29 protein-coding genes are annotated in these 26,377 nt (G+C 46.1%); all 29 read right to left on the bottom strand.

Annotation, left to right across the window (positions count from 1 at the left end; all coding sequences use genetic code 11):
* Positions 1–7: 7 nt before the first annotated feature.
* The 29 genes from fliQ to MKY24_RS09915 all read right to left on the bottom strand — a co-directional run bounded on the left by fliQ (position 8) and on the right by MKY24_RS09915 (position 26,375).
* On the bottom strand, positions 8–277 hold the full coding sequence (gene fliQ, locus MKY24_RS10055) for a flagellar biosynthesis protein FliQ (RefSeq protein WP_007430038.1): 270 nt from the start codon (positions 275–277) through the stop codon (positions 8–10).
* Between the two features lie 37 nt (positions 278–314).
* Positions 315–1,070, bottom strand: a complete 756-nt coding sequence (gene fliP / locus MKY24_RS10050) for a flagellar type III secretion system pore protein FliP (protein ID WP_013309901.1) — start codon at positions 1,068–1,070, stop codon at positions 315–317.
* Positions 1,067–1,600 (bottom strand): flagellar biosynthetic protein FliO, encoded by a 534-nt coding sequence (locus tag MKY24_RS10045; protein ID WP_023988197.1) that lies wholly within the window; start codon positions 1,598–1,600, stop codon positions 1,067–1,069. The genes fliP and MKY24_RS10045 overlap by 4 nt, the downstream gene beginning before the upstream one ends.
* Positions 1,601–1,612: 12 nt before the next feature.
* A complete protein-coding gene (locus MKY24_RS10040) occupies positions 1,613–1,978 on the bottom strand; it encodes a response regulator (protein ID WP_010346372.1) in 366 nt (121 codons plus the stop codon).
* Positions 1,979–2,007: 29 nt separating this feature from the next.
* Positions 2,008–3,318, bottom strand: coding sequence for a flagellar motor switch phosphatase FliY (gene fliY / locus MKY24_RS10035; protein WP_053325261.1), 1,311 nt, complete (start codon positions 3,316–3,318; stop codon positions 2,008–2,010).
* Positions 3,308–4,306, bottom strand: coding sequence for a flagellar motor switch protein FliM (gene fliM, locus MKY24_RS10030; protein ID WP_023988195.1), 999 nt, complete (start codon positions 4,304–4,306; stop codon positions 3,308–3,310). Before fliM ends, fliY begins: the two co-directional genes overlap by 11 nt.
* A gap of 43 nt (positions 4,307–4,349) precedes the next feature.
* Positions 4,350–4,823, bottom strand: a complete 474-nt coding sequence (locus MKY24_RS10025) for a flagellar basal body-associated FliL family protein (protein WP_023988194.1) — start codon at positions 4,821–4,823, stop codon at positions 4,350–4,352.
* Positions 4,820–5,044: a flagellar FlbD family protein gene (locus tag MKY24_RS10020; protein WP_013309896.1), complete on the bottom strand. Its 225-nt coding sequence runs from the start codon at positions 5,042–5,044 to the stop codon at positions 4,820–4,822. Before MKY24_RS10020 ends, MKY24_RS10025 begins: the two co-directional genes overlap by 4 nt.
* Positions 5,045–5,104: 60 nt before the next feature.
* Positions 5,105–5,914: a flagellar basal-body rod protein FlgF gene (gene flgF / locus MKY24_RS10015; RefSeq protein WP_023988193.1), complete on the bottom strand. Its 810-nt coding sequence runs from the start codon at positions 5,912–5,914 to the stop codon at positions 5,105–5,107.
* A gap of 104 nt (positions 5,915–6,018) precedes the next feature.
* Positions 6,019–6,399 (bottom strand): TIGR02530 family flagellar biosynthesis protein, encoded by a 381-nt coding sequence (locus MKY24_RS10010; RefSeq protein ID WP_023988192.1) that lies wholly within the window; start codon positions 6,397–6,399, stop codon positions 6,019–6,021.
* Positions 6,396–6,929 carry a flagellar hook capping FlgD N-terminal domain-containing protein gene (locus tag MKY24_RS10005; protein ID WP_068940652.1) on the bottom strand — a complete coding sequence of 178 codons (534 nt, stop codon included), beginning with the start codon at positions 6,927–6,929 and terminating at the stop codon, positions 6,396–6,398. Before MKY24_RS10005 ends, MKY24_RS10010 begins: the two co-directional genes overlap by 4 nt.
* 19 nt (positions 6,930–6,948) lie before the next feature.
* The gene (locus MKY24_RS10000) at positions 6,949–8,406 is read right to left on the bottom strand and encodes a flagellar hook-length control protein FliK (protein WP_279830953.1); all 1,458 of its coding nucleotides are present in this window, start codon (positions 8,404–8,406) and stop codon (positions 6,949–6,951) included.
* Between the two features lie 26 nt (positions 8,407–8,432).
* The gene (locus tag MKY24_RS09995; protein ID WP_028542724.1) at positions 8,433–9,416 is read right to left on the bottom strand and encodes a kinesin; all 984 of its coding nucleotides are present in this window, start codon (positions 9,414–9,416) and stop codon (positions 8,433–8,435) included.
* A 47-nt stretch (positions 9,417–9,463) separates the two neighbouring features.
* Entirely contained in the window at positions 9,464–9,907 is a 444-nt protein-coding gene (gene fliJ / locus MKY24_RS09990) for a flagellar export protein FliJ (RefSeq protein ID WP_339201883.1), read from the bottom strand.
* A gap of 10 nt (positions 9,908–9,917) precedes the next feature.
* Positions 9,918–11,237: a flagellar protein export ATPase FliI gene (gene fliI, locus MKY24_RS09985; RefSeq protein ID WP_339201881.1), complete on the bottom strand. Its 1,320-nt coding sequence runs from the start codon at positions 11,235–11,237 to the stop codon at positions 9,918–9,920.
* Positions 11,224–12,060 carry a FliH/SctL family protein gene (locus tag MKY24_RS09980; RefSeq protein ID WP_025723732.1) on the bottom strand — a complete coding sequence of 279 codons (837 nt, stop codon included), beginning with the start codon at positions 12,058–12,060 and terminating at the stop codon, positions 11,224–11,226. Before MKY24_RS09980 ends, fliI begins: the two co-directional genes overlap by 14 nt.
* The gene (fliG, locus tag MKY24_RS09975; protein ID WP_013370674.1) at positions 12,053–13,069 is read right to left on the bottom strand and encodes a flagellar motor switch protein FliG; all 1,017 of its coding nucleotides are present in this window, start codon (positions 13,067–13,069) and stop codon (positions 12,053–12,055) included. The genes MKY24_RS09980 and fliG overlap by 8 nt, the downstream gene beginning before the upstream one ends.
* A gap of 11 nt (positions 13,070–13,080) precedes the next feature.
* Positions 13,081–14,664: a flagellar basal-body MS-ring/collar protein FliF gene (fliF, locus tag MKY24_RS09970; protein WP_023988187.1), complete on the bottom strand. Its 1,584-nt coding sequence runs from the start codon at positions 14,662–14,664 to the stop codon at positions 13,081–13,083.
* A gap of 35 nt (positions 14,665–14,699) precedes the next feature.
* Complete coding sequence (gene fliE, locus MKY24_RS09965; RefSeq protein ID WP_007430020.1) at positions 14,700–15,014, bottom strand: flagellar hook-basal body complex protein FliE; 315 nt, start codon at positions 15,012–15,014, stop codon at positions 14,700–14,702.
* Positions 15,015–15,053: 39 nt separating this feature from the next.
* Positions 15,054–15,506, bottom strand: a complete 453-nt coding sequence (flgC, locus tag MKY24_RS09960) for a flagellar basal body rod protein FlgC (RefSeq protein ID WP_013309884.1) — start codon at positions 15,504–15,506, stop codon at positions 15,054–15,056.
* Positions 15,507–15,512: 6 nt separating this feature from the next.
* Positions 15,513–15,920: a flagellar basal body rod protein FlgB gene (flgB, locus tag MKY24_RS09955; protein ID WP_013309883.1), complete on the bottom strand. Its 408-nt coding sequence runs from the start codon at positions 15,918–15,920 to the stop codon at positions 15,513–15,515.
* A gap of 408 nt (positions 15,921–16,328) precedes the next feature.
* Positions 16,329–17,729, bottom strand: a complete 1,401-nt coding sequence (hslU, locus tag MKY24_RS09950) for an ATP-dependent protease ATPase subunit HslU (protein ID WP_023988186.1) — start codon at positions 17,727–17,729, stop codon at positions 16,329–16,331.
* A 36-nt stretch (positions 17,730–17,765) separates the two neighbouring features.
* On the bottom strand, positions 17,766–18,308 hold the full coding sequence (gene hslV / locus MKY24_RS09945) for an ATP-dependent protease subunit HslV (protein ID WP_013309881.1): 543 nt from the start codon (positions 18,306–18,308) through the stop codon (positions 17,766–17,768).
* Positions 18,309–18,334: 26 nt separating this feature from the next.
* Positions 18,335–19,675: an FADH(2)-oxidizing methylenetetrahydrofolate--tRNA-(uracil(54)-C(5))-methyltransferase TrmFO gene (gene trmFO, locus MKY24_RS09940; protein ID WP_023988185.1), complete on the bottom strand. Its 1,341-nt coding sequence runs from the start codon at positions 19,673–19,675 to the stop codon at positions 18,335–18,337.
* 27 nt (positions 19,676–19,702) lie between these two features.
* Complete coding sequence (gene topA / locus MKY24_RS09935) at positions 19,703–21,805, bottom strand: type I DNA topoisomerase (protein WP_053325254.1); 2,103 nt, start codon at positions 21,803–21,805, stop codon at positions 19,703–19,705.
* A gap of 286 nt (positions 21,806–22,091) precedes the next feature.
* The gene (dprA, locus tag MKY24_RS09930) at positions 22,092–23,210 is read right to left on the bottom strand and encodes a DNA-processing protein DprA (protein WP_023988183.1); all 1,119 of its coding nucleotides are present in this window, start codon (positions 23,208–23,210) and stop codon (positions 22,092–22,094) included.
* A gap of 227 nt (positions 23,211–23,437) precedes the next feature.
* Positions 23,438–24,367 carry a succinate--CoA ligase subunit alpha gene (sucD, locus tag MKY24_RS09925; RefSeq protein WP_069080947.1) on the bottom strand — a complete coding sequence of 310 codons (930 nt, stop codon included), beginning with the start codon at positions 24,365–24,367 and terminating at the stop codon, positions 23,438–23,440.
* A gap of 49 nt (positions 24,368–24,416) precedes the next feature.
* Positions 24,417–25,577, bottom strand: coding sequence for an ADP-forming succinate--CoA ligase subunit beta (sucC, locus tag MKY24_RS09920; RefSeq protein ID WP_053325253.1), 1,161 nt, complete (start codon positions 25,575–25,577; stop codon positions 24,417–24,419).
* Between the two features lie 327 nt (positions 25,578–25,904).
* Positions 25,905–26,375, bottom strand: a complete 471-nt coding sequence (locus MKY24_RS09915) for a MarR family transcriptional regulator (protein WP_023988180.1) — start codon at positions 26,373–26,375, stop codon at positions 25,905–25,907.
* Positions 26,376–26,377 lie beyond the last annotated feature (2 nt).

Below are 26,377 nucleotides of genomic sequence, written 5' to 3'. Positions count from 1 at the left end.
ATTCAGCCTAACCTATATATTTGTACAAATTGTCCAGAATGTTATACGTAAAGTCCACTAATGTGGTCAATATCCAGGGCCCGAACAAAAGCAATGCCAGCAATACGGCGACAATCTTCGGAACAAAGGCCAGTGTTTGCTCCTGAATTTGGGTTGTCGCCTGAAAAATGCTGATAATCAAACCCACGACTAGCCCCAAAATCAGCATCGGAGCGCTCACCTTGAGTACAATGTACACCGCTTGCCCAGCCAGGGAAATAATAAACTCCGAAGTCATTGCCGTCCTCCTTGATTGCTGTCCTTGCATGAAGTATTCATGTGTTAAAACTCAGAAGCAATGATTTGACAACCAAATACCAACCATCTACAAGTACGAAAAGCAGTATCTTAAAAGGAAGTGAAATCATTACTGGTGGTAGCATCATCATCCCCATAGCCATGAGTGTACTCGACACCACAATGTCTATAACTAAAAACGGTATGAAAATCATAAAGCCCATCTGAAATGCCGTCTTCAACTCACTGATTGCATAAGCCGGAACCATCACCGTTAGTGGAATATCCTGATAATTCTTTGGTTTTTCCATCTTGGTGTATTTCATAAAGAGCAGTAGATCCTTCTCACGTGTATGAGAGAACATAAAGGTCTTGATCGGTACCGATGCCTTATCCAGCGCCTGAGACTGTGTTATATCCCCCTTGAGATACGGCTGAAGTGCAGTTTCATTCATAGCTGAGAACGTCGGTGCCATAATGAATAAAGTGAGAAACAAAGCCAGCCCGACAAGCACCTGATTAGGCGGCATCTGCTGGGTTCCCAGCGAAGTTCGCACAAAGCCAAGCACAATCACAATTCGCGTAAAACTTGTCATAAGTACAAGCAACGCCGGCGCTACACTAATGACAGTAATAAGTAAAATAATAGACAGCGAGGTGGCACCGGGCTGTCCTTTGTCCGAATTGCCGACTTGAATATCAATGTTCGGAATCGGTTCCGCAGAGGCCGCCGTCACCGAAATGAAGCTGAACAAGACAAGCAGCAAACATGCAAGTATAATCTTTTTTCTCATGAATCTCCCGACCGATCTGTAGTATTCTCCTCATTGCGCAGCTTTTCAAGTTTATCCTTGCGATTCGGCATTTGCCGAAGCTTGGATTCAAACATCTCGTGAAAAGATGTTTCCTCTTCAGGCTGCTGCTGTGCCGCGTTGTTCCGGCGAAGCTTATCCGCAATTTTAGCGAATAGCGGGGCAATCGGGCCGCGCTGCAGAGAAGCTTCTTGCTCCAGTGCGGCCAAAATTTGCTCCACTTCTTCAGGATCGGATACTTTGTCAACAAGCCGGATATCTTCTCCCACACCAATGAGGTACACACTGCTACCAACTTCAACAAGCTGAAGGGATTTATTGGGACCAAGTCCCACGCCTCCCAGTATGCGAACGGAGCGGTTGCTGAACCAGCTCTGATTTCTTTTACTCAAAAACCGTATCAAGTACACGATCAGTACGATGATAAAGATTAGCACGAAAAGGACCCAGGCAATGTTGCCTATATTGCTGGATGTACTCAATGCGTCAGAGGCACCCTGTTGTGTATCCATACTGGGTGCGCCTTACACACCCAGTGTTTTGTTGATGGCTTCGATAACCCGATCCGATTGGAAAGGCTTAACGATAAAATCTTTTGCGCCAGCTTGAATGGCATCAATAACCATTGCTTGCTGACCCATCGCGGAACACATGATAACCTTTGCGTTCGCGTCAATTTGTTTGATTTCCTTCAGAGCGGCAATGCCGTCCATTTCAGGCATCGTGATATCCATCGTAATCAGGTCCGGACGAAGCTCCTTGAATTTTTCAATGGCCTGTGATCCGTCCTGGGCCTCTCCTACTACTTCAAATCCATTTTTGGACAGGATGTCCCGAATCATCATTCTCATAAATGCAGCATCGTCCACGATCAAAATACGGTTTGCCATCTGAAATAAATCCTCCCTAAATTATGCTTTTATTGTAATTTTTGAATACGGTCCCATTGGCTTACAATATCTGTTACACGCACGCCAAAGTTCTCGTCGATTACGACAACCTCGCCCTTGGCAATCAGTTTGTTGTTAACCAAAATGTCCACCGGCTCCCCGGCAAGCTTGTCCAGTTCAATAATTGAACCTTGTGAGAGCTCCAGAATATCTTTAATTTGCTTTTGGGTCCTTCCTAATTCTACGGTGACTCTAAGGGGAATGTCCATCAATAAATTTAAATTGTTTTCATCCACTTGCGCAAATGCACCGGACTGCAAGTTAGAAAATTGTACAGGTTGTACATTTACATTACGTCCCGGTACTGCGCCGTAGTGATGAGGCGTTCCGTAAGGAGCTTGCGGCGGTACACCAGCTGGCATTCCATAACCCGGTGTTCCATAGCCTGGAGCGCCCTGCTGCCCATATCCCGGGTCTTGAGGATACATTGGCGGTTGTTGCCCATAGCCTGCGTCTTGTGGCGCCTGCGCGGCTGCAGGCTGCTGCTGATAGGCTGGTGCAGGCGGTTGCTGCGGAACGCTAGCTTGTTGCGGCGCTTCAGGAGCTGCTGTTGCAGCTACCTGCTGTGCGGACGCTTGCGGTTGTTCCTCATCCTCTCCGCCATTCATTAGGATGCTCACCATTTTTTTGGCGAAATTAACAGGTAACAGTTGCATCAGCGTAGAGTCAATAAGATCCCCGATCAATAAACGGAAGGATACTGTAATGAGCGTCTCTTCATCCGGCAGACTGGATACTCCATCACCGTGCATAGGATCCAAAATATCTATCCCCGGTGGAGAGATATTAACAAAACGATTAAACATGGTAGACATAGAGGTCGCCGACGACCCCATCATCTGGTTCATCGCTTCCTGCACGGCACTGATGTGGATTTCATTCAATTCTTCATCTACTGGGTTTCCTTCACCACCAAGCATTAAGTCAGCTATCACTTGTGCATCACGCTTTTTGATTACGAGTGAGTTAATACCCTCGAATCCATCAACATAATTTACATGTACAGCTACGTGTGGCTTTGGAAATGCAGTTTCAAATTCAGAACGGGTAATAATTGAAACTTTAGGTGTCGTAATATCCACCTTTTGACCGAGCAGTGTGGAAAGAGCCGTAGCTGCGCTGCCGAACGTTATATTACCGATTTCCCCGAGAGCATCCTGCTCCAGAGGAGTCAGAAAATCGTCAACGGTCTTGTTGGCGGGAGTAGAATCCGTCCCCGCTTCAGACTGTTTCAGCAAGGCATCGATTTCCTCCTGGGACAAATAGTCTTTACTCGTCAATTTCTTCAACTCCTTCGTTGACAATTTCATCAATTTGTACGGCAACACGATCTCTTACCATGCCGGGACTTCCCATAAACTTCAATTTCTCTCCTACCCGGATGGATAGTCCTTCTTTGACAGGCTTGTTCAATGAAATGACATCCCCTACCGAAAGACCCAGAAACTCGGCTACATTTATTCGGGATTCACCCAACTCCGCAATAATAGGGAGCTCTGCTTTGGTGACCCGTAATCTCAAGGCGTCGATCTCTTCGGGCGCCCTTGATTTCTTTTCGGATGTAAACCACTGGTGCGTGGACAGTCTGGCCATAATGGGTTCCAATACCACGTGCGGGATACAGAGGTTAATCATCCCTGTGGTATCACCAATTTTGGTGCTAAGCGAAATCAGAGCAATCGTTTCATTCGGCGAAACAATCTGCATGAACTGCGGATTTGTTTCCATCGCCTCTAGGCGCGGTTCAATGTCCAGTACCGTTTTCCAAGCCTCTTGCAGGCTATCAAAGGTACGACTGAAAATTCGCTCCATGATCGTCGTCTCGATTTCGGTCAACGCAGCAACCTTTGACGGTGCCGAACCTGTTCCTCCGAGTAGCCTGTCCAACATGGCATAAGCAACGTTCGGGTGAACCTCAAGCACCATACGGCCTTCCAGCGGTTCAGCTTCAAAAATGTTCAGAATGGTCATTTTCGGAATGGAGCGAATGAATTCATCATAAGGAAGCTGCTCCACCTGAACGACATTAATTTGGACAAAAGTACGAAGCTGCGCTGAAAAATATGTGGTCAGATACCGTGCAAAGTTCTCGTGTATCCGCGTCAGACTCCGTATATGATCCTTGGAAAACCTAAGCGCTCTTTTAAAATCATAAGCGCGAACTTTCTTTTGGGTATCTTCCTTTTTAAGTTCTTCCGCATCCATTTCACCGGACGAAAGAGCTGCTAAAAGGGCATCAATTTCCCCTTGTGACAGTACATCCACCAATGTTATTCACCCCCTTACGTGTTCCTGACAAGTTCACCTGGAATCAAATGGCTGCCAGCAAAAAGTCTGTAATTTTGGCGTTCCCCAGGTGACCTTCAGGGAGCGACTTGTTGATGAGATCCGTCAGCTTGTCACTGAACTGGTCCCGGCCTTTAGCCGTTCTGAGCTCATCAGGTTTGGTGTCTGCAAGTAATTGAATAACGATGGGCTTAATACTGATATCTTTGATTTTTTCAAAAGATTCTTTTGCTTTGGCATCGTTCAATTGAAAAGATAGGTTCATCTGGACAATGTAATCTGCGTCTGCCAAATTCGTTTTGATACCGGTAATTTCAGAGCTCACTTCCACCAATTCATCTGCTGACAATCTTGGAAGTTGTTCTGCTTGAGCAGCTTGCGCATTCGGTATGACTTCCGACTTCTTCCCGCTAAGCGCTGGTATAAGTACAAAGGCCGCGCCTGCAATCAAAGTAATCGCGAGTAAAATTGTAATGAGCCATGGCAGCATCTTCTTCATTCGTCTTCCTCCATTTGTTGCACTTTTATCGTGGCGGCATGCATGCCGATTTCACGGCTGTAACCCTTGATCAAGGAGACGACATCTGCCGCTTTTTCCAATACAATCAACCGTTTCCCCGTCACCAAAGTGACGTATGTATCCGGTGTTTCCTCCACAGTCTCAATGAGCAGCGCATTAAGCCACATAGGCGAGCCGTTCAGCCGCGTTAACGGGATCATCGTAACACCAACCTCCTGATAGGTGCGGAGGAGCCTCTACTCCTCCGCGTTTAAATGAGATTATCGTTTCAAGTTTACAACTTCCTGAAGCACTTCATCCGAGGTCGTAATGATACGCGAGTTCGCTTGGAATCCGCGCTGAGCTACGATCATTTCGGTAAATTCGCCTGTCAGATCAACGTTGGACATTTCCAGCTGACCCGCGATGATAGCTCCACGCCCCTCTGAGTTGGCTGCTCCAGGCTCAATTGCATCAATATTTGAGTTGACCGTAGTACGGTACAAGCTCCCACCGATTTTTTCTAAACCTTCTGGATTCGTGACTCTGGCTAATCCAATTTGTGTACCATTATCAACTGTTCCGTCATCCAATTGTTGTACAATTGTACCGTCCTGTGAGATAGAGACTGCCGTAACATTGTCAGCAAGTGTGATTGGATCTCCACCCAAATCTCCCACAAAAAATCCATCGGAAGTAACCAGATTCCGGTTTGCATCTATGTGGAAATCACCCGCACGAGTCAGATAAGGAACTTCCTGTGCATCATTCATTTTGACCAGGAAAAATCCGTCACCGTTAATACGTAAATCCGTTGGGTTGTTCGTAGTCATTGCACTACCTGGAAGATGCAGTGTATCAATTGAGCTGACCGATACCCCCAAACCTACCTGCTTGGCATTCTGCCCGGCGGTTGTTGTTCCGTCTGGTGCACTTGCGCCTGAACTCGTTTGGCTCAAGATATCCTTGAACATTACTCGGCTGGACTTGAAGCCTGTAGTATTTACGTTTGCAATGTTGTTACCGATAACGTCCAGCTTCGTTTGAAAGCCCTTCATGCCCGATACACCTGAATACATTGATCTCAACATTGAGTATAAATCCTCCTCTGATTGGTTGCTTAGTTGACCGCATCAGTCGATCCGCGGCTTTTTCATGGCTTTCCTATTCGGGCCAGCCACTTCGTATACATTTTTCATGAAATAATTACAGCACTATCTATCTGCGTAAATACGTTATCCTCCATGGATTTCTTATCCATCGCGGTAACAACTGTTCGATTAGGTACACTTACAATCAAAGCCATATCCTGCATTAAAATCAATGATTCTTTGGCGCCTTTGGCAGCTGCTTTATCCACAGCAGAGTTGATTTTCGCCATTTGGTCACTTCTCAACTCTATTCCCCGCTGCTCCAGACGCTTGGCTGCATGGTTGCTCAGCTTGAGCACCTGATCCTGCAACACCTGACCGAACGGTCTGGCATCCTTGGATACCGAATTCACTCGGTTTTGTGTGATTGCTGCCGGGGGCACGTTGGCGGGAAAAAGGCGTCCGACCGTTATCCTGTCATTCATGAGTTCTCACCGCTTCCAGTAGAGGAAGAAGATGAAGTATCCGATGTACCTGTAGCGGGAGTCGTTGTGTTAGCTTGGCTCACTGATGTTACATCTTTTAATGCCACCTCAGCCGCTCCCATTTTGGCATACTGCACACCGTCGCGAATAACGATGGAATCCACGATTCCACTTTTCACTGTACCCGCGCCTGCTTCACCTGTAATGGAGTCTTTTTTACCTGCCTCAATCCAGCTGACTTCTTTTCCTATCAAACCGGAAGCCGTACCCAAAGACTGTCCCAATGCATTCAACTGCGTAGAAATGTTCATCAGTTGTTCCACCGAGGAAAACTGGGCCATTTGAGCGATAAATTCTTTATCCTCCAAAGGCTGCATCGGATCCTGATTTTGTAGCTGGGTGATCAAAATTTTCAGAAATTGATCTTTACCCATCGTTTTAGTATCCTTGGCACTTGCTGTTTTGACATTATTCACATTGTAATTCGGCCAGACGTTACTGGTGGATACATTGTTGTCTGTAGTCGTCATTGTGTTCTCACCTCCATCATTACGCTTGTGCTGTAAAGGAGCCTGTCCGATTCATATCATCTGCGCGTTGTTCTGCTGTCCAGTTACGAAGCTCTTCTGCCATTTCAGCTACCTTCATAGCATCCTCGCTCTCTTCTCTACCACGAGCTTTGGAACGTTGGTTGGATTGCTGCTGCTGATTAGCTCCAGATCCGCGTCCATCCTGATACATATGGGAGGAAAGCGACTCATTGTGCGTTACTTCTACCTTATCTACCTGGATACCTTGGCTCTGCAGGCTCGAACGCAGCTGCGACATTTGCTGTTCCAGCAAATCCTTCGCTCCGCTATGCTCAGTCATGAACTGGGCAACCAGATGACCATTTTGCATCGTCAGCTTAACCTCCAGCTGGCCCAGATGATCTGGACGAAGCATGATGGTCGCTTCCGTCAAACCAGTGTGTTTTACAATGTCAAGTTTCTGAACTACAAATTCGGTCATCTCCTTGGCAAATTGCCGTACATGTACGACTGGTTGAGCTGGAGCCGAAGGTGTTGTTCCTTGCGTTTGTACCGAAAGCTGTCCCGCAGTTGTGATCACTGGAGTCTGATTGTCAGTTGCTGTCGGATCCGCTTGCTCAGTTACATCTACGAATGCACTCGCTTCATCCGCTCCAGTCGTCTTAACTGTAGACTGAACGAGAATATTAGTTGATGAACGTTGCCCTTCTGAACCTTGCTGATTAGTTTCGCCCTGACTTGCTTGCTGCTGAGAAACAACAACCTGTTTGTCTGTAGTAGCTGTAGCTACGGTCTGAGTACCATTTGCTCGATTTGCAGAAGGCTGAACCGCTTGTGAATCCCCACCATCAGCAAGTTCCACAGCTTTCATTACACCATTCCACTGCTCATCGGAAATAGCTCCCGTCCCTGCCGTTGCGCTTTGGAGCGATTGTAGCAACTGTGCCACCTGGGACTTTTGGTCTCCAGAAGCCTGCTCTGCTACATTGGCAAGTTGTGACAAAGCGTCCTGCAATGCAAATCGAAGAGTAGCAGGGTTGGCTGCCAAGGCTGTTAAGCCTGTCGCCTCTGACGTTTCTCCACCGTTTAACTGTTGATTTGTTCCGTCGCCTTGCAAAAACTGTTGTACTTGCTGAATCCACGCTTGCAGAGAAGCAAGCAGAGCAGGATCGGCAGCTACCTGATCATCCAGCTTTTCGAGATTTTGCAGCAAAGGAGCCAGTGTTTCGACCAGCGGCTCGGTTGGAGCTTCCGTGGATTCTCCGGTTGCAATCAGCGGAAGTACCATAACTAATGGAGAACCGTTCGCATCTGTGCCTGCTGAGCCCGTTTGCCCGCCTGTCATCATTTGCGTAAGTGTTTGATTAAAAGCACCCGTGGTTGCTCCGGCAGCCGTGGCTGTACTCGTTGTTGAGGCTGTCGTACTGCTAGCTGTTTGACTGGAGCTGAGCGATACACTTTGAGAAATAAGGGTCATTTATTTTTCACCTCCCTTCATTTAAATTACTTACTGCCCATCAGTTTGTTCAAAATTTTTGCAGTCTGAGCCGCATCCTTGGCAGACATATTTTGTAGTAAAGAACCACGTGTCGAATCATCTACTGTATTTAATATGTTTAATGCCTTGTCTGGACTGATTTTGTAAGTTTGTAAAATAAGTTCGGCACCGCTCTTCTTGTCCATGGAAGCAAATGTGCTACTGATTTGAGTGCTTTGCAAACTCTTACTCGTCGTGCCAGCTGTGGTACCTTGATCCTTTTTCAGACGAGACTGCAACGCAGCAACTGACAAATCCGTAGATGGCGTTACGTTTTTCAGAGCCATAGTAATATCGGCTGCTTTTTTAGCGTCCATCTTTTGCAAAATCTTTGCACTGTTGGCAGGGTCCATGTAGCTTAGCAGCTGCACAGTCTCTTCCGTAGTCAGATTCTCCATAATCGGTGCCGCTTTACTAGCTGTCATTCCTTCATACATGCTAGCAAGATCTCTGGCCTGTTTTACATAAGGATCTTCATTTGTTGTTCCACCTGTAGTTTGCGTACCAGCCTGTCCCTGCTGACTGGCCTGTGGCTGCTGTTCCTGTTGCGTTTGCAGCGTATTGACCTGATTCTGCAGTTCAGTAACCTTTTTATCTTGTGTCGTCTTAGCAGCGGTAGCCTTTTTAAGCTCCTCCGTCTGCTTGGCTAAATCTGACTTTAACTGCTGAATGGTTGCTTCAGAACTTTCAGACTGTGCCTTCTGATCTGCCTCTTTCGTCTGAGTAGCCTTATCTTTCGGTTCAGGCACCCAATTTTTAACAACTGGTATTTTGTTCCCTAATGAAATCATTTCGCTTCTGAAGTCCATATTGAACAATGTAAGCAGGACCCCGACCAGAACGATTGTGAACACAATCGGAATCAGGAAAAACATAAACCGTTCAAATCCCCCGCCTGATTCTTTTCCTAAATCCATATCCAGTTCATTTTCTGCTAACTTCTGTGCCATCGTCTTCCTCCTCAGGCAGCTGATATGCGTATCCTATGACTTTCCGCTTACCGGGCTTTCATGGCAAATCGCACGGAAGCCATTTCATCCAGCTCGTTCTGCTCGCGCAGGAGCATTTCCTGTTGGAATTTCACGTTGGCCTTCTCTCTTGCTTTCAGCCAAACCTGTTCATCCAGCATTTTATCGGTCAAAACGGTTTGTTTGCTTTGCACATTTTGCTGCGCATATTGAACATCCCTATGCTTGCGTGTAATACATTGGTCCAGATGATTAACATAAGCCTGTAATTCCTGAATGGTAGAGAGTGACGCGCAATCCTCGGCAGCCTTTTGAATGGCTGATATGACCCGATTCCTTTCGCCTACAAGCTGTGTTAATGTTTGCTCCTCAGCCTGCAATTGTCCGACAGCACTGGAAAGCAACCATTCGGCCTGTGACTTTTCGTTGGTTTTCAAGTCTACAACTTTCTGAAAGGAATACTGAAATCTCATCGTTCAACCTTCATCTCCTCGTAAATTCAGAAATCAAACGCTCCCTTACCTCGTCCAGCTCAGCCTTTTCATCTGTTCTTTGTCTTGTAAAATCCCATATATCCCGTATACGCTCCATGGATTCGTCAATTTCTGCATTTGAACCCTGCTGATAGGCCCCGATATTAATCAGGTCCTCCGAATCTTTGTAAACGGCCATCAAGCGCTTAATGTTCTCGGCAGCGTCTATCTGATCTCGTGGTGCGATATCCTTCATAACCCGGCTAATACTCGCTAACACATCAATTGCGGGAAAATGTCCTTTGTTCGCAATCCCACGATTCAAGACAATGTGTCCATCCAAAATCCCGCGCACCGCATCCGCGATGGGCTCGTTCATATCATCACCATCGACCAGCACCGTATAAAAAGCGGTTATGGAGCCAGTAGGACCTGTCCCTGCACGTTCTAGAAGCTTAGGTAGACTAGCAAACACGGAAGGTGTGTACCCTCTCATTGCTGGCGGCTCCCCTACGGCTAGTCCCACTTCACGTTGGGCCATCGCATACCGGGTAACTGAATCCATCATCAGCATGACATTTAACCCGCGATCCCGAAAATATTCCGCGATCGTCGTTGCAATAAGTGCACCCTTAATACGGATTAACGCAGGCTGGTCGGAAGTTGCCACAATGACCACGGAACGTTCTAGTCCCTCCGGACCTAAATCCCGTTCAATAAAGTCCAGCACCTCGCGTCCACGTTCCCCGATCAAGGCAATTACATTCACATCAGCTTCCGTATTACGAGCAATCATTCCCATCAAGGTACTTTTACCTACACCCGAACCTGCAAAAATACCAACCCGTTGTCCTTTACCGATAGTAAGCAACCCGTCGATAGCGCGCACCCCGATACTGATTGGTTCCTGCACACGCGGACGATTCAGCGGATTGGACGGAATATTGAAGGTTGAATATCTCGCCATTCGAGAGGGAATCAATGAGCCATCCAGAGGCTGACCCAATCCGTCCAGTACTTTGCCTAACAGCTCCGACCCGACCTGCACATTCAACGGTTTCCCTGTTCCTACAACATCACAACCGGGACCAATGGATTGCAGTTCTCCAAGTGGCATCAGAAGCACTTTATTGTCCCTGAAGCCTACGACCTCCGCTTGCAACGGCTTTGCCGTTTTACCCGGATAAATGTAACAAACATCCCCGATACTGGCGTCTGGACCTTCCGATTCAACCATCAGGCCGATAACCTGCGTAACCTTGCCATTTACCCGAACCGGGTCCAGCTGGCGCAAATGATCCATGTAGCGGTGCGCATTAAGCCCCTTCATGTCTTCGCTCCTCATTCTCATGTGCCAGACGCAATAATTCCTTTTTGATCTCAGCTAATTGCGTATCAATCCGCGCATCCACACTTCCAAAGGAAGAACGGATAACACAACCGCGATCTTTCACAGTACCATCAGGAATAATTTGCAGTTCTGCCTGCGAATCGACAGTTAATGACAATTCTTCTCGTGCACCTTGCACAAATGCGAAATGCTGAGGCGACACACACAATGTAATGGTTCCTTTTTCCCGCTTACGAGCCAAATTTTTACGAATTAATTCAATCGTGTATTCAGGCTCAAGGCTAAGCTGTTTCTCAATGACCTTCTCAGCAATAGCACTACTCAGTTCAACCAGGAAAGGCTCAGCTTCCTGAATCAGTTGTTCCTTGATCTCATAGGCCTGACGCAGAATATCCTGTGCTTCTTCCATCATCTGCTCTGATTTCGTCTGGAGCTCGGCCTCAGCCAGCTTCTGACCTTCTTCATATCCTTGCTGAAACCCATCAGCTTTTAACGACTGAGTTAACTGCTCGTCATGCTCGCGTCGTTCCTGCCACCAGGCTTCAATCTGCTGCTGTGCCTCCTGAAGCATCCGTTCCGCTTCTTCAGCTGCCTCGCGAACCTGACGTTCGGCAAAATCCTTAGCATCATTCAGCATTTCATCCCGCAGCCGTTCAGCCTCGTGATCTCGCTGAGGCTCCGGCTCCGTATATTCAGTTGTGATTTCTTCATCCGTCGTTTCTGGCGCATACGTATGTGCCACATCAATTGTTTTCAAAGCCTCTACAGGAACATATTGGAAAGATTTGATCAAGTTAGACAATGATGTCATCTCCTCCGCCGCGTGCGATTATAATCTCACCGGCCTCTTCCAATCTGCGGATCGTCGATACGATACGTGTCTGTGCTTCTTCCACATCACGCAACCGCACCGGTCCCATGTACTCCATTTCCTCTTTGAAGGTTTCTGCCATACGTTTCGACATATTTCGGAAAATCACATCGCGTACTTCTTCACTGGACACTTTAAGCGCCAATTGCAAATCTGCATTGTCGATATCGCGGATAATGCGCTGAATGGAACGGTTGTCCACATTGACGATATCCTCGAATACGAACATTCTTTTCTTGATTTCCTCAGCCAGTTCTGGATCTTGAATTTCAAGCGAGTCGAGAATCGTACGTTCGGTTCCGCGGTCTACGCCATTCAAAATCTGAACAATGGACTCGATACCACCCGCATTTGTATAATCCTGCGTTGCGGTTGCAGATAGCTTTTGCTCTAACACTCGTTCCACCTGGGAAATAACTTCCGGAGATGTACTGTCCATGACAGCGACACGCCGGGCCACATCTGCCTGTTTTTCCTGTGGCAGAGACGACAGAATTGCAGCCGCCTGCTCGAATTGCAAGTACGAAAGCACGAGAGCAATCGTTTGCGGATTCTCATTCTGTATAAAATTCAATATCTGGTTTGGATCAGCCTTGCGGGCAAAATCGAAGGGTCTTACCTGTAACGTCGCTGTTAGACGGTTAATGACCTCAACTGCTTTTTGCGATCCGAGTGCTTTTTCCAATATTTCTTTAGCGTAATTAATACCGCCTTGGGAAATGTACTCCTGAGCCAAACAAATTTGATGAAACTCGGCCATGATGGAGTCTTTCTCAATGGCATCGACCTTCCGCACATTGGCAATTTCCAATGTAAGTTGCTCGATCTCCTCATCACGCAAATGCTTGAATATTTGAGCAGATACCTCTGGTCCCATTGTGATGAGAAGTATAGCCGCTTTCTGTCTTCCCGTTAAACCTTGACTGCTTGCCTTTGCCAATGAACTCACCTCTATTCGTCAGCCAGCCATGTACGAAGCAGATTGACGAATTCGTCGGGTTTCTTTTTCGCCAGACTTTCAAGCTGTTTACGCACTTGACTTTCATTTGTCACACTTTCCATGGTAATAGACGGGAACTCCGTCGGCGTTGGCATGAGTTGCAATTCTTCATCCAACTCTTCTTCCTGATTACGACGACCGCGTACGATGAGGAAGATTACACCCGCCAGCAGTGCCAGAACAGCAGCTCCGATGCCCCATAGCCAAGGGTTGGAAGCTGAGAAGAATGTATTCGTGCTCGCAGGCGCCGGAACAGCTTGTGAGAACACTGAAACCTTCTTAGCCAAATCAGCGTCTGTAATAGTAGTACCAGAATTCGCTAACGACGCTCTTACAATATTAACCAAAATATTTTGAATTGCTGTCTGAGTTGCAGTATCCAACGTTTGCTGACCTGTTGGTGGTTCAACTGCTACATTAATGGTTAAATCTTTTACAGTGTACGGACTTTGGATAATATCCCTTGCAATTCGGTTAACTTCGTAGTTAATCGTACTTGAGCTCTTATCTGAGCTGGTATTGCCGGAATTAGCTCCTCCAGGGTAGCCTGGAACATCCTGTGTTCCTGTTCCTGCAACTCCTCCGGTTTGTCCACTACTGCCCGTATAGCTTTCCTGAATTTGTTGGGCGCTAATTTCAATACCCTTCATTTTCGTTTGATCAACAGGTGTGACCATTTGTTCCTTTGATGTTACTTTGTCGAAATTTAGCTGGGACATAACCAGCACATTTACCTTGTCGTCTCCAACAATTTTCGACAAAAATTGTTGAACATTATTCCTTACATCGCTCTCAAACTTCTTCTGTAGAGCCATGTTTTCCTGAACACCACTAGTGAGCCCACCTTGGCCGCCCTTGGCCGTTGGAATCAACTCATATTCCTTATTGGTGATCGTAATGTTTTCCACTGGCAGATTCGGTACGGCCGTTTTTACCAGATTAAAATATCCGTCGATCGCTTGCTGATTTGGAGTAAAGCCAGGCTCGAATTCCATTTGAATCGAAGCGGAGGCTTTGTCCTTTTCTTCAAGTCCGGCAAAAATGTTTTCCTTTGGCATATTAATGACAGCTTTGGAGCTTTGGACACCATCCATCCGTTCCAACAGTTGCTGTATTTCGCCGTTCAATGCATTATTGTACTTCACATTGAACTCGTTCTCCGTCATACCAATGGCAGAGGAGGACTGGTCAAAAGCACTCATGCCGATTGAACCCTTCTGAATCAGGCCTTGAGACCCAACATCTACCTTCGCCTTATCCGCATTAGCGGTTGGAACTGAGATTTGTGTCCCACCAGCATTAAGTTGATACGGTATACCCGCAGAATCGAGATATTTAATGACTCCGGCTGCATCGTTAGCATTTAAATCTCGGAAAGCCACTTCATACTCGGTTTTAGTAAACTGCATCGTTAGCACTACAACGGCGATAATGATGAATGCTAATGTCGAAACAAGTAATATCTTCTGTTTTTTGCTGAAATTATTCCAATACCCGGAAATCTTATCCCGATATTGGGCGATTCTCTCGTTCACTCCGTCACCCCATCCGAAACTTTGCTAAACCCTCTTTACATCTGTGTACGCATGATCTCCTGATAGGCTTCGATCGCTTTGTTTCGGACCTGTGTAGTAAGCTGCAGGGAAAGCAGCGCTTGTTGGGAAGTGATCATGACCTGATCTACATCAACTTTGCCTGCCATGAATTGGTCGGACATCTGGTGCGTAGCGGCTTCCTGCTGCCCTACTTCATTGAGAGCATCCTTTAGGAAGGAACCAAAATCCTTCAAGGATTCGGAAGGCGTCGCTTTCGTCAACTCATTGTTAGGCGATTGAATCTGCTGTATTACCGGTGTCTGTACATTAAACATGGCGTTCTGAATCATGTTTTACTCTCCCTATTAAGTAGTTAGTAGTCCTAGAACTTAGCGACCGATTTCAAGCGCTTTGGAAACCATAGCCTTTGATGCATTCAGAGCTGTTACATTGGCTTCGTATGAGCGTGTTGCGGAAATCATGTCGACCATTTCTTTCATAATGTCTACATTAGGCATATATACATAGCCATCTTTATCAGCGTCCGGGTGACCCGGATTGTACACAGGCTTCAAAGGTGACTGATCTTCCTGAATTTGCGAAACCTTAACGCCAGCAGCGCTTGTGCTACTTCCTTCCATTTGAGCCTTTAAAACATCGGCAAAGCCAGATTGGTTCGGCTCCAAAACAACCGTTTTTCTCCGATATGGAACTGCTTGTCCATTCTCTACTTTCGCCCGAGTTGTCTCTGCGTTGGCAATGTTGCTAGATATAACGTCCATCCGCAACCGTTGGGCCGTAAGAGCAGATGCACTAATATCAAAGCCGTTGTTAATCTTCACCTAGTCCTATCTCCCTTCTACCGCTGTTCTCATCATTTTGATGCGCTCATTAATTTCTTGGATGTAGGTATTATATCTTAGTTGATTTTCAGCCATAAGACTCATTTCTCTGTCGATATCTACGTTGTTCATATTGTTATTCATGACTGAGTACCCATCTTTGGTGACCGTGGCATCTGGAATGGAGTTCACAGGTCCTATTTGAAAATGTCTTGAATTGGTTACTTTTCCACGTAGTGGTGTGACATCACCGTCCATTTGCTGCTGAAGCAGTTCTTCAAATGAAACCTCCGAACGCTTAAAATACGGGGTATCCGCATTGGATATATTGTCCGCCATCACACGTTGTCTCGTATTTGCCGCCTGTACACCTGCCTGAAGCTTTTGAAAGCTCATATCACCCAGCAGATTCATTTAGCTCCTCCCTCCCAGCGTCTACTCCAAAGTAAGATTCAATAAAACAAGATTTTTCACTTTTTTTCGACAATAAAATTTCATAATTATACATTTCTTTTAGGTCTTAAGTAGAAAATAATAACTTTCTGTCATATATTCTAAGTTTCGTAGAGTTGGGACCTAATTACAATAAGAAAAAAGCCCTATCTTTTTTAAAAAAGAGGGCTTTAGATGCATAAAATGTTAAATTTTTCAGGTTTATTTCAAGAAAATGAATGTTTTCTTAGCACTTTACACCTGTAAAAGATTATACGTCCTACTTTTGGAATAGACAGAAAAATCATCAACTTGACCATTATCTAGGTCTAAACGACGGTGCAAGATAGTGTTATTCTGGACCACACACCCTATTTTTAGAAACCCTATTCATAAAATATACTGACTAAGGTCCCTGTTTTGGGCAATATCTCCCAGCTTCTCACGTACATATTCCGGGGTAATGATCATACGATCCAATGTAAGCTCTGGTGCTTCAAACGACAGATCCTCCAGCAGCTTTTCTAGAATGGTATGCAAACGACGTGCGCCAATATTTTCGGTGTTGCGATTTACAGACTCAGCAATGCTGGCAATCTCACGGATCGCTTCCGCAGAAAATTCGACTTCAATCTCCTCAGTACGGAGTAGATCAGTGTATTGCTTGGTCAGCGCATTTTTAGGCTCCGTCAGTATCGACACAAACTCATCCAAAGTCAGGCTACTTAATTCCACACGGATTGGAAAACGGCCCTGAAGCTCAGGGATCAGGTCAGATGGTTTTGCAACATGAAAAGCTCCTGCAGCAATAAACAGAATGTAATCTGTTCTTACCGGACCGTATTTGGTCATGATGGTAGATCCCTCGACAATAGGTAAAATATCGCGCTGGACGCCTTCTCTCGACACATCGGGGCCGCTCCCCTTACCCTGGCTGGCAATCTTATCTATTTCATCAATAAAAATAATACCGGATTGCTCAGCACGCTTCACAGACTCCTGAATCACATCATCCATATCGATCAATTTGGCAGCTTCATCTTGAATTAGCACCTTGCGAGCTTCCTTGACTGGTAGCTTGCGCTTCTTCGTCCGCTTGGGCAGAAAACTTCCGAACATCTCCTGCATATTCATACCCATTTGTTCATTCCCTTGCCCAGCAAACATATCGAGCATATTGGGTGCAGTATCCTCCACATCAATCTCTATGACATCATCCTCAAGCTTACCGGATAACAGATCGAATTTAACCTTACGGCGCTTTTCCGCCAAAGATCCATCCTGTTGTGGTGGTTCTTCTTCTACCGAAGTTCCCGTGTTATTGCCAAACAGCATTTCAAAGGGATTACGTTGCGATTTGTTTGACTTTTCTGCAGGTACAAGGATGCTGACAATCCGTTCATTTGCCATGTCCTCCGCTTTGTCCTTCACATTCTCTGTTCGTTCCGTCTTAACGATGCGAATAGAGGTTTCCATCAGATCACGCACCATGGATTCCACATCACGACCGACGTAACCCACTTCTGTAAATTTGGTCGCCTCTACCTTGACAAAAGGAGCCCCCACGAGCCGTGCAAGTCTACGTGCAATTTCAGTTTTACCCACACCTGTCGGTCCGATCATCAAAATATTTTTAGGCACAATTTCATCCCGGATATCATCCGGCAGCTTACTACGCCGATAACGGTTACGCAAGGCAACAGCAACAGATTTTTTAGCTTCCTTTTGTCCGACAATATACTTATCCAGCTCGGATACCACTTGTCTGGGCGTCAACGATTGATTATTCATTTTGCACTCCTCCACCCTTGAATACTCAGAGCCGATTTACAGTTCTTCCACGATAATCTGATTGTTCGTATACACACATATTTCCGAAGCAACCTCTAGCGCTTCCCGTGCCATGTCCTTTGCTTCCATGCCAGAGCCATGGCGTTTGAAAGCACGGGCAGCCGCCAATGCAAAATTACCACCTGAGCCAATCGCAAGCACATCATCATCCGGCTCGATAATTTCGCCGCCTCCAGAAATGAGCAGCATTCCGGATGAGTCCATCACAATCATGAGCGCTTCCAGCTTGCGCAGAATACGATCCTGACGCCAGTCCTTGGCCAGTTCCACGGCTGCTCTTTGAAGATTTCCGTGGTGTTCCTCTAGCTTATTTTCGAACTTTTCAAATAACGTGATAGCATCTGCCACCGAACCCGCGAATCCCGCAACGACCTGACCACGATACAATCTGCGCACTTTTTTTGCCGTCTGCTTCATTACAACACTGTTGCCGAACGTTACCTGTCCATCACCCGCAATAGCTCCTTTGCCATTGTGGCGTACAGCGCAGATGGTGGTAGCATGAAAGGACATATCCATAACGCGCTCCTCCTTTTCCTTCATCCTTATGCCTGTACTTCAGCTGACATAACTCCCGTTTCGTTGATATAACCATGCAAACTTTCCAGCGCGCGATTAGCGAGAGCTTCATTTTTTTCCTTTTTGTTACGAATCCGTTTCTCCAACTTTGGAAGCAAACCAAAGTTTGCATTCATCGGTTGAAAATGCTTAAAATCAGCGGTCGTAATATACCGTGCCATGCTGCCTAATGTCGTTTCTGCAGGAAATACAAACATTTCCTGTCCACGCGCTGCTCGTGCCGCATTCATCCCGGCCAACAGACCAGAAGCCGCCGACTCCACATATCCCTCTACACCGGTCATTTGTCCGGCGAAGAATAGATTACTTCTTCCCTTGAACTGATAGGTTGGATGAAGTTGCTGCGGAGAATTAATAAAGGTATTGCGATGCATCACACCGTAACGTACAAACTCTGCCTCTTCAAGACCCGGAATCATTGAAAATACACGCTTTTGCTCCCCCCATTTGAGGTGAGTCTGGAAACCAACCAGATTATACAGCGTTCCTGCGGCGTTATCCTGCCGAAGCTGAACAACTGCGTGGGGCAGTTCACCTGTATGTGGATTTACGAGACCCACAGGTTTCATCGGTCCGAACAATGCCGTTTGTTTCCCACGTTGCATCATCACTTCGATGGGCATACAGCCTTCGAAATAAATTTCTTTTTCGAATTCCTTGACTTGCGCTACCTCAGCCGTAATCAGAGCCTCATAAAAAGCATCAAATTCCGCTTCGTTCATCGGACAATTCAAGTACGCTGCTTCTCCCTTATCATAACGGGAAGCCAGATAAACCTTGCTCATGTCGATAGAGTCCTTTTCTACAATCGGGGCTGCCGCATCGTAAAAATAAAAATACTCCTCTCCCATCAGCGATTTAATCTGTTCCGACAAAGCTGGAGAAGTTAAAGGCCCCGTCGCAATGACCACAATACCGTCCTGTGGGATTTCCTGAAGCTCTTCATTAACAACCTCGATCAAAGGGTGTTGATGAAGCGTATCAGTAATATGACCGGAAAATCCGTCACGATCCACTGCCAATGCACCGCCAGCCGGAACAGCATGACGATCTGCTGCACTCAGAATCAAGGAGTTCAGTATTCTCATCTCTTCCTTCAGTACGCCTACTGCATTCGTTAGGCCGTTTGCCCGCAAGGAATTACTGCATACCAGTTCGGCAAATTTATCTGTATGATGTGCTGGTGTTTTTACAACCGGCCTCATTTCATACAACTTAACTGGCACTCCACGGCTTGCAATTTGCCAGGCAGCTTCGCTGCCCGCCAAACCTGCTCCGATGACCGTTACCTTTTGTAGTTCACTCACGTTTAAATCCCCCTGCTATTGTTGTTCTTAAGAAGTCTCTACGCTCTCATCGCTCTCTTCCAGCATTTCGCTGTGATCGCAGACAGTACAGTTGAGCTTCGTTCCTTGTTTTGTACGTTTTTCGACCATTAGGCTACTGCAACTTGGGCAAGGCTTAATGGACGGTTTATCCCAGGAAACAAAATCACATTCCGGGTAGCGGTCACATCCATAGAAGACACGTCCCTTTTTACTCCGTCGTTCGACGACATGACCCTCACCGCATGTAGGACAATTAATCCCGATATCCTTAACAATTGGCTTTGTGTTACGGCAATCTGGAAAAGCAGAACAGGCCAGGAATTTACCAAATCGGCCAAGCTTATACACCATTTGGCTGCCACACTTATCACAAATGACATCGGATACTTCATCTTTTATTTCAATTTCTTTCATTTCTTCTTCAGCCACTTCAAGTCGCTTCTCGAATGACTCGTAAAAGTCACTCAACACCTTGACCCAATTACCTTCGCCTTCTTCGACGTGGTCAAGATCACCTTCCATATTAGCTGTAAACTCCACATTCAGAATCTCTGGGAAGAACTCCTCCATCTGTTCGATGACCAATTCGCCCAGCTCTGTAGGGAAAAACTTCTTCTCTTCAATAGCAACGTACCCACGTTTCTGAATGGTTTCCAGCGTTGGTGCATACGTACTTGGACGTCCTATACCCAGTTCTTCCAGCGTCTTCACCAGTCGCGCTTCCGTATAACGGGGAGGCGGTTGTGTAAAATGCTGCTTCGGCTCAACCGCTTCTTTTTTTAATTTATCGCCTGGATGAAGTGGTGGCAGCAGTTTATCTTCTTCGGTTTTACCGTCGTCATTTCCCTCTACATACACTTTCATGAAACCTGGAAAACGGACCTTAGAACCTGCTGCCCGGAATATCGTCTCACCCGCTTCAATATCTACGGACAAAGTATCCATAATAGCAGAAGCCATCTGGCTGGCCATGAAACGTTCCCATACCAATTTGTACAAACGGAACTGATCCCGACTCATAAACGGCTTAACTGTTTCCGGATCGCGTAACGCAGAGGTTGGACGAATCGCTTCATGCGCATCCTGGGCGTTGGCCGCTTTTTTTGAATATTGACGAGGAGTTTCAGGTACAAAAGCTTCGCCATATTTTTGAATAATTAATTCTTTCGCTTCCTCTTGAGCTGAAGCGGCGATCCGTGTGGAATCCGTACGCATATACGTAATCAGACCCACGGTCCCTTCTTTACCTAAATCCACACCCTCATATAGCTGCTGAGCTACAGACATCGTTTTAGATGCACGGAAGTTGAGCTTCCGAGCCGCCTCCTGCTGCAAGGAACTTGTTGTGAATGGAGGAGAAGGATTGCGTAAACGCTCTTTCTCTTTAACATCGCGTACCTTGTAGGACGATTTTCCGATAGCTTCTAACACTTCTTGTACATCCGCTTCGCTAGAGAGTTCTTTCTTTTCACCGCGCAGCTTATGAAATTTCGCTTCAAAGGTACTGTCTTTAATAGCTAGTTTAGCTGTAATCGTCCAGTATTCTTCCGGTACAAACTCATTGATCTCGTTTTCCCGGTCCAAAATAATTTTCACCGCAACCGACTGCACACGCCCAGCGGATAGGCCCTTTTTCACCTTTTTCCAGAGCAACGGGCTGATTTTGTAGCCAACAAGTCGATCCAGTATCCGTCGTGCCTGCTGAGCATTGACCAAATCCATATTGATTTTACGGGGTGTTTTAAAAGCATCTTTGACAGCCTGCTTCGTAATTTCATTAAATACAACACGGCAATCTGCTGTATCGTCCAGTTCCAGCGCATGCGCCAGATGCCAGGCAATAGCTTCACCTTCGCGATCCGGGTCAGCCGCCAGATATACTTTTTTTACTTTTTTTCGGGCATCCTTTAATTCTTTTAGAATTGAGCCTTTACCTCGAATGGTAATGTATTTGGGATTAAAATCATTTTCGACCTCTACGCCGATCTGACTCTTCGGTAAATCCCTGATATGACCCATGGAAGCCTTGACGATATATTTGCTGCCTAAGTATTTGCCGATCGTCTTCGCCTTGGAAGGCGATTCCACGATGACGAGTGAATCCGCCATAGGCTCTTCCTCCTCTCAATTACACACATGAATATGATAGACTTCCTGAAATGTGGTGAGTTATGACGCGATAGAGAGCTTCACAGATTGGTCATTCTTCCGGATCGCTGAGATTCTTCAGAAAAATTCCATCTGCTCCGCTGCTGCGAGTCATAATGTCAACACATTTCAGGAAGTGGGGAAGGAGTAGGAATCCGCGACGCGGATGAATGCCATACTGCCCTCCACCTGATGTTTAAAATTGAATTTGTGCATTTACTAACTAAGGACTTTGCAAAAACAACTACTAAATAAGCTTGTATTTTGTGCCCGCTAGCTGGGCGATCCTTTTTTTTATGATTAACGATAACAGAACTGCGTGTAAAAGTCCAAAATCCCATGCCGTAGCATCAAGCAGTTCATCCAGTGTCATGGTTCCCTGTTCAAGCAACAGTATGACACGGTTTTCCTCAGAAGTCTCACTTTCTGGCACTTTGGAGACCTCCTTCAGATTAAGACTCTGCTCTCTATTGTATGAAGAAACCTCCCTTGTACGCAAATCTGCTTCATACTCCTCAATAATATCCGAAGCTTCAGTGACCGTTTTTGCCCCTTGCTTAATCAAGCTCAGCGTACCTCTACTCTTCGGTGACGTAATGGGTCCGGGAACAGCAAACACATCTCGATTTGCCTCCAGTGCAGCATCAGCGGTAATCAAGGAGCCGCTTCTTGCATCTGCTTCGACAACAAGCGTTCCCTTCGTTAGACCGGCTATAATCCGATTACGTTGTGGAAACATTCCTGGATGCGACCTTGTGCCTGGAGGATACTCTGATAAGATCAAGCCATTGCTAGCCATCTCTGCAAATAAAGACGCATTTTGGGGAGGATAAATTTGATCAATCGCTGTTCCCAGTACACCAATCGTGTTTCCTCCCCGACGCAGGGCTGTTTCGTGACAAATACTGTCAATCCCTCTCGCCAATCCGCTAACGATTGTAATCCCTGCATTACATAATCCCTCTGTTAGTATCTCCGCTGCTCTACGTCCATAAGCGGTGGGAACGCGGGTTCCTACCATGGCTATAGAACATGTATGCAAAAGTGATTTATCCCCTTTTGTATACATTACCCAAGGTGGGTCAACTGTTTCCTTCATTAATAGGGGATAATCCTCGTCCACATAAGTTACCGTTCCAATATCACCGGATTGAACTCGCTGATATCGTTCATGCACCCATTCTTCATCATAACACTGAGCCGCAATGCGTGCCTGAGCAGGGCTTAACCCTATCTCGATCCACTTCTGTTCGCTAAAATGCAGTAGCTCATGCAATTGATAGTCACTCGACCAAATACGCTGAATTGTTTTTCTTCCGATTCCCTCTAACTCATGTAAGCCTAACAAAAGCCATCTTTCTTCCAAACTATGGTTCCCCCATTCACGGAAGAGTGAACCCTCCCTTATTTTGTGGCACAATGAATCATTTTGCAAGCGTTTCCCTGACAAGCCTGTCTTAACGCAAAAAAAGCAACCTTTTCATCCCCTGTTTCAGAAGATAAAAAGGTTGCTTACCTTTCTTTCATTATACACTAGCCTGCGGCAAATTTCGATGCAGTTTTATGGCCTGTATATTAATGAAGAAACACGATTTAATGTGTCGTACACAAATTCAAAATACCACGTGCTTCCAGCACACTTACCAGTGTCGAGCCCATTTCGGAAGGAGTCGGTGCCACCTTGATCCCACAGGCTTCAAGCGTGGCAATTTTCTCTTTGGCCGTTCCTTTTCCACCAGAAATAATGGCACCTGCATGCCCCATCCGTTTGCCTGGAGGCGCAGTCACACCGCCGATAAAACCAACCACTGGCTTCGTCATATTATCCCTGATCCACTCGGCAGCCTCTTCCTCGGCTGTACCACCAATTTCTCCGATCATAATGACAGCATGAGTGTTGGGGTCCTCATTGAAGCGTTGCAAAATATCAATGAATTCTGAACCTTTAACGGGGTCACCGCCAATACCAACCGCAGAAGATTGTCCTATACCTCGGGTCGTTAACTGATGCACTGCTTCATAGGTCAAAGTACCACTACGTGACACAACGCCTACATGACCTGGTAGATGAATGTAACCTGGCATAATACCGATTTTACATTCTCCTGGCGTAATAACGCCCGGGCAGTTAGGGCCAATCAGAACGGTCTTTTTACCTTCCATAAAACGTTTGACCCTGATCATATCAAGCACCGGAATGCCCTCCGTGATACAAATCACGAGATCTAATTCCGAATCTACAGCCTCCAAAATGGAATCTGCGGCAAAAGCTGGTGGCACGTAAATCACGCTCGCTGTAGCGCCAGTAGCTTCCTTGGCTTCGCTCACTGTATTAAACACCGGCAATTTGACCTGTTGTCCGTTCTCCAGTGTAATTTCTACCTCGGTGCCTCCCTTACCTGGAGAGGTGCCACCTACCATTTGTGTACCGTAATCAAGTGCACCCTTGGCATGAAACAACGCCGTTTTTCCCGTAATCCCCTGTGTAATCACCTTTGTATGCTTATCGACCAAAATACTCACGATCTTCACATCCCCTATCGTTTATTCGGCATATCGGAATGCAAACAGGCTATTGAACAAGTTCGACGATTTTTTGGGCGCCATCCGCCATGGAATCGGCTGCCACGATATTCAAACCGGATTCCGCTAAAATCTGTTTGCCGAGCTCAACATTCGTACCTTCAAGACGGACAACAAGCGGACGAGTCAGCCCCAACTGTTTGGCAGCCTCCACGACGCCGTTCGCAATGATGTCACACTGCATAATTCCGCCGAAAATGTTCACGAAAATACCTTCTACCTTCGGATCGGACAAAATGATTTTGAACGCTTCGGTTACCTTTTCCGTCGTCGCACCGCCCCCTACGTCTAGGAAGTTGGCCGGATCGCCACCGTAATATTTAATAATATCCATGGTTGCCATCGCCAAACCCGCACCATTGACCATACAGCCAATATTTCCGTCCAGAGCGATATAGCTTAGATCGTATTTAGATGCCTCAATTTCCTTCTCATCCTCTTCATCCAAATCACGCAATTCCAAAATATCCTTATGACGGAACAACGCATTAGAATCAAAATTCAGTTTGGCATCCAACGCCAGTACATTCCCATCACCCGTAACGACTAAGGGATTGATTTCTGCAATCGAACAGTCCTTGTCCACAAAAGCTTCGTATAGCGCCAGCATAAACTTGACCGCTTTGTTTACCAGTTCATTAGGAATATTAATGTCATACGCCAACTTACGGGCCTGATACACCTGAAGCCCAATCGCTGGATCAACAACCGCTTTAAAAATCTTCTCCGGAGTGGCTGCAGCCACCTCTTCGATTTCCGTACCGCCTTCTTCTGAGGCCATCATTACGATACGTCCAGTCGCACGATCTACGACAACGCCGACGTAATATTCTTTACGAATATCGCAGCCTTCCTCAACCAAAAGGCGTTTGACCTCTTTACCTTCAGGTCCGGTCTGATGCGTCACCAGTACCTTACCCAAAATTTCAGAAGCAAAAGTCCGCACCTCATCCAAACCTTTGGCAACTTTCACGCCACCCGCTTTACCGCGTCCACCAGCATGTATTTGTGCTTTTACCACCGTAACAGCGCTTCCAAGCGATTCTGCCGCAGCAACGGCTTCCTCCACCGTATAGGCAACCTTACCGTTCGGTACAGCCACTCCGTACTGCTTTAATACTTCTTTACCCTGATATTCATGGATATTCATTCTGGAATCCTCCTATCAACATGACTGCAACAAGGGCGGTTCACAAGGAAATCTATACTAAACCTACATCATTGTAACATGTTTTTAAAACGCTTTCCTTATAATTTAACCTCATGAATTACAGTATTTTGATATCATTATCATTCCCAAAATCGAATGCTTGGATATTATTGGATATTACCATTAATACAAATTCACACAAAAAAAGCACCTCTGCAAATGGGACTACCTAATCCGCATTAAGAGGCACTTTATTTCTTCAAGCATTAATACTTTCAGCTGAGAACAACTCATGCCATAAGATTCGCAAGAGCAACTGAAAATACCTTATGATTTTTCAATTTGTACATTCGCTTGATGAACACGGTCAAGCAGATCATTGAACTGGAGCAGAAGCGACCCAAATTGATCATGAGTCATACTTGTTTTTTCCTGGATGCATCCTGGTACAGATAGAGCTTTTTCCCGCAATGCGCTTCCCTCTGTCGTCAAAGAAATCAGCACCTTACGCTCATCCTGAGTGGAACGCTTTCGATCGATCAGCCCGGCGTTCTGCAATCTCTTCAATAGCGGAGTTAGTGTGCCGGAGTCCAAATATAGTGCCTCACCCAATTCCTTCACTGTACACTCTTCACGCTCCCAGAGCACGATAAGTACCAAATATTGCGAGTACGTCACACCGAGCTTTTCCAGATAAGGCTGGTATAGCTTCGTAATCTCTCTGGAGCATGCATATATGGCAAAGCATAACTGATTATCAAGTTTTAACGCTGTACCTTCATTAGGGTTGTTTTCCATGC

Origin of the sequence: Paenibacillus sp. FSL P2-0322 (assembly GCF_037975315.1) — a bacterium.
In the GTDB taxonomy this organism is placed as follows: domain Bacteria; phylum Bacillota; class Bacilli; order Paenibacillales; family Paenibacillaceae; genus Paenibacillus; species Paenibacillus polymyxa_B.
The sequence above is the reverse complement of the archived record's forward strand: the minus strand, read 5'-3'. Positions and strand labels throughout refer to the sequence as shown.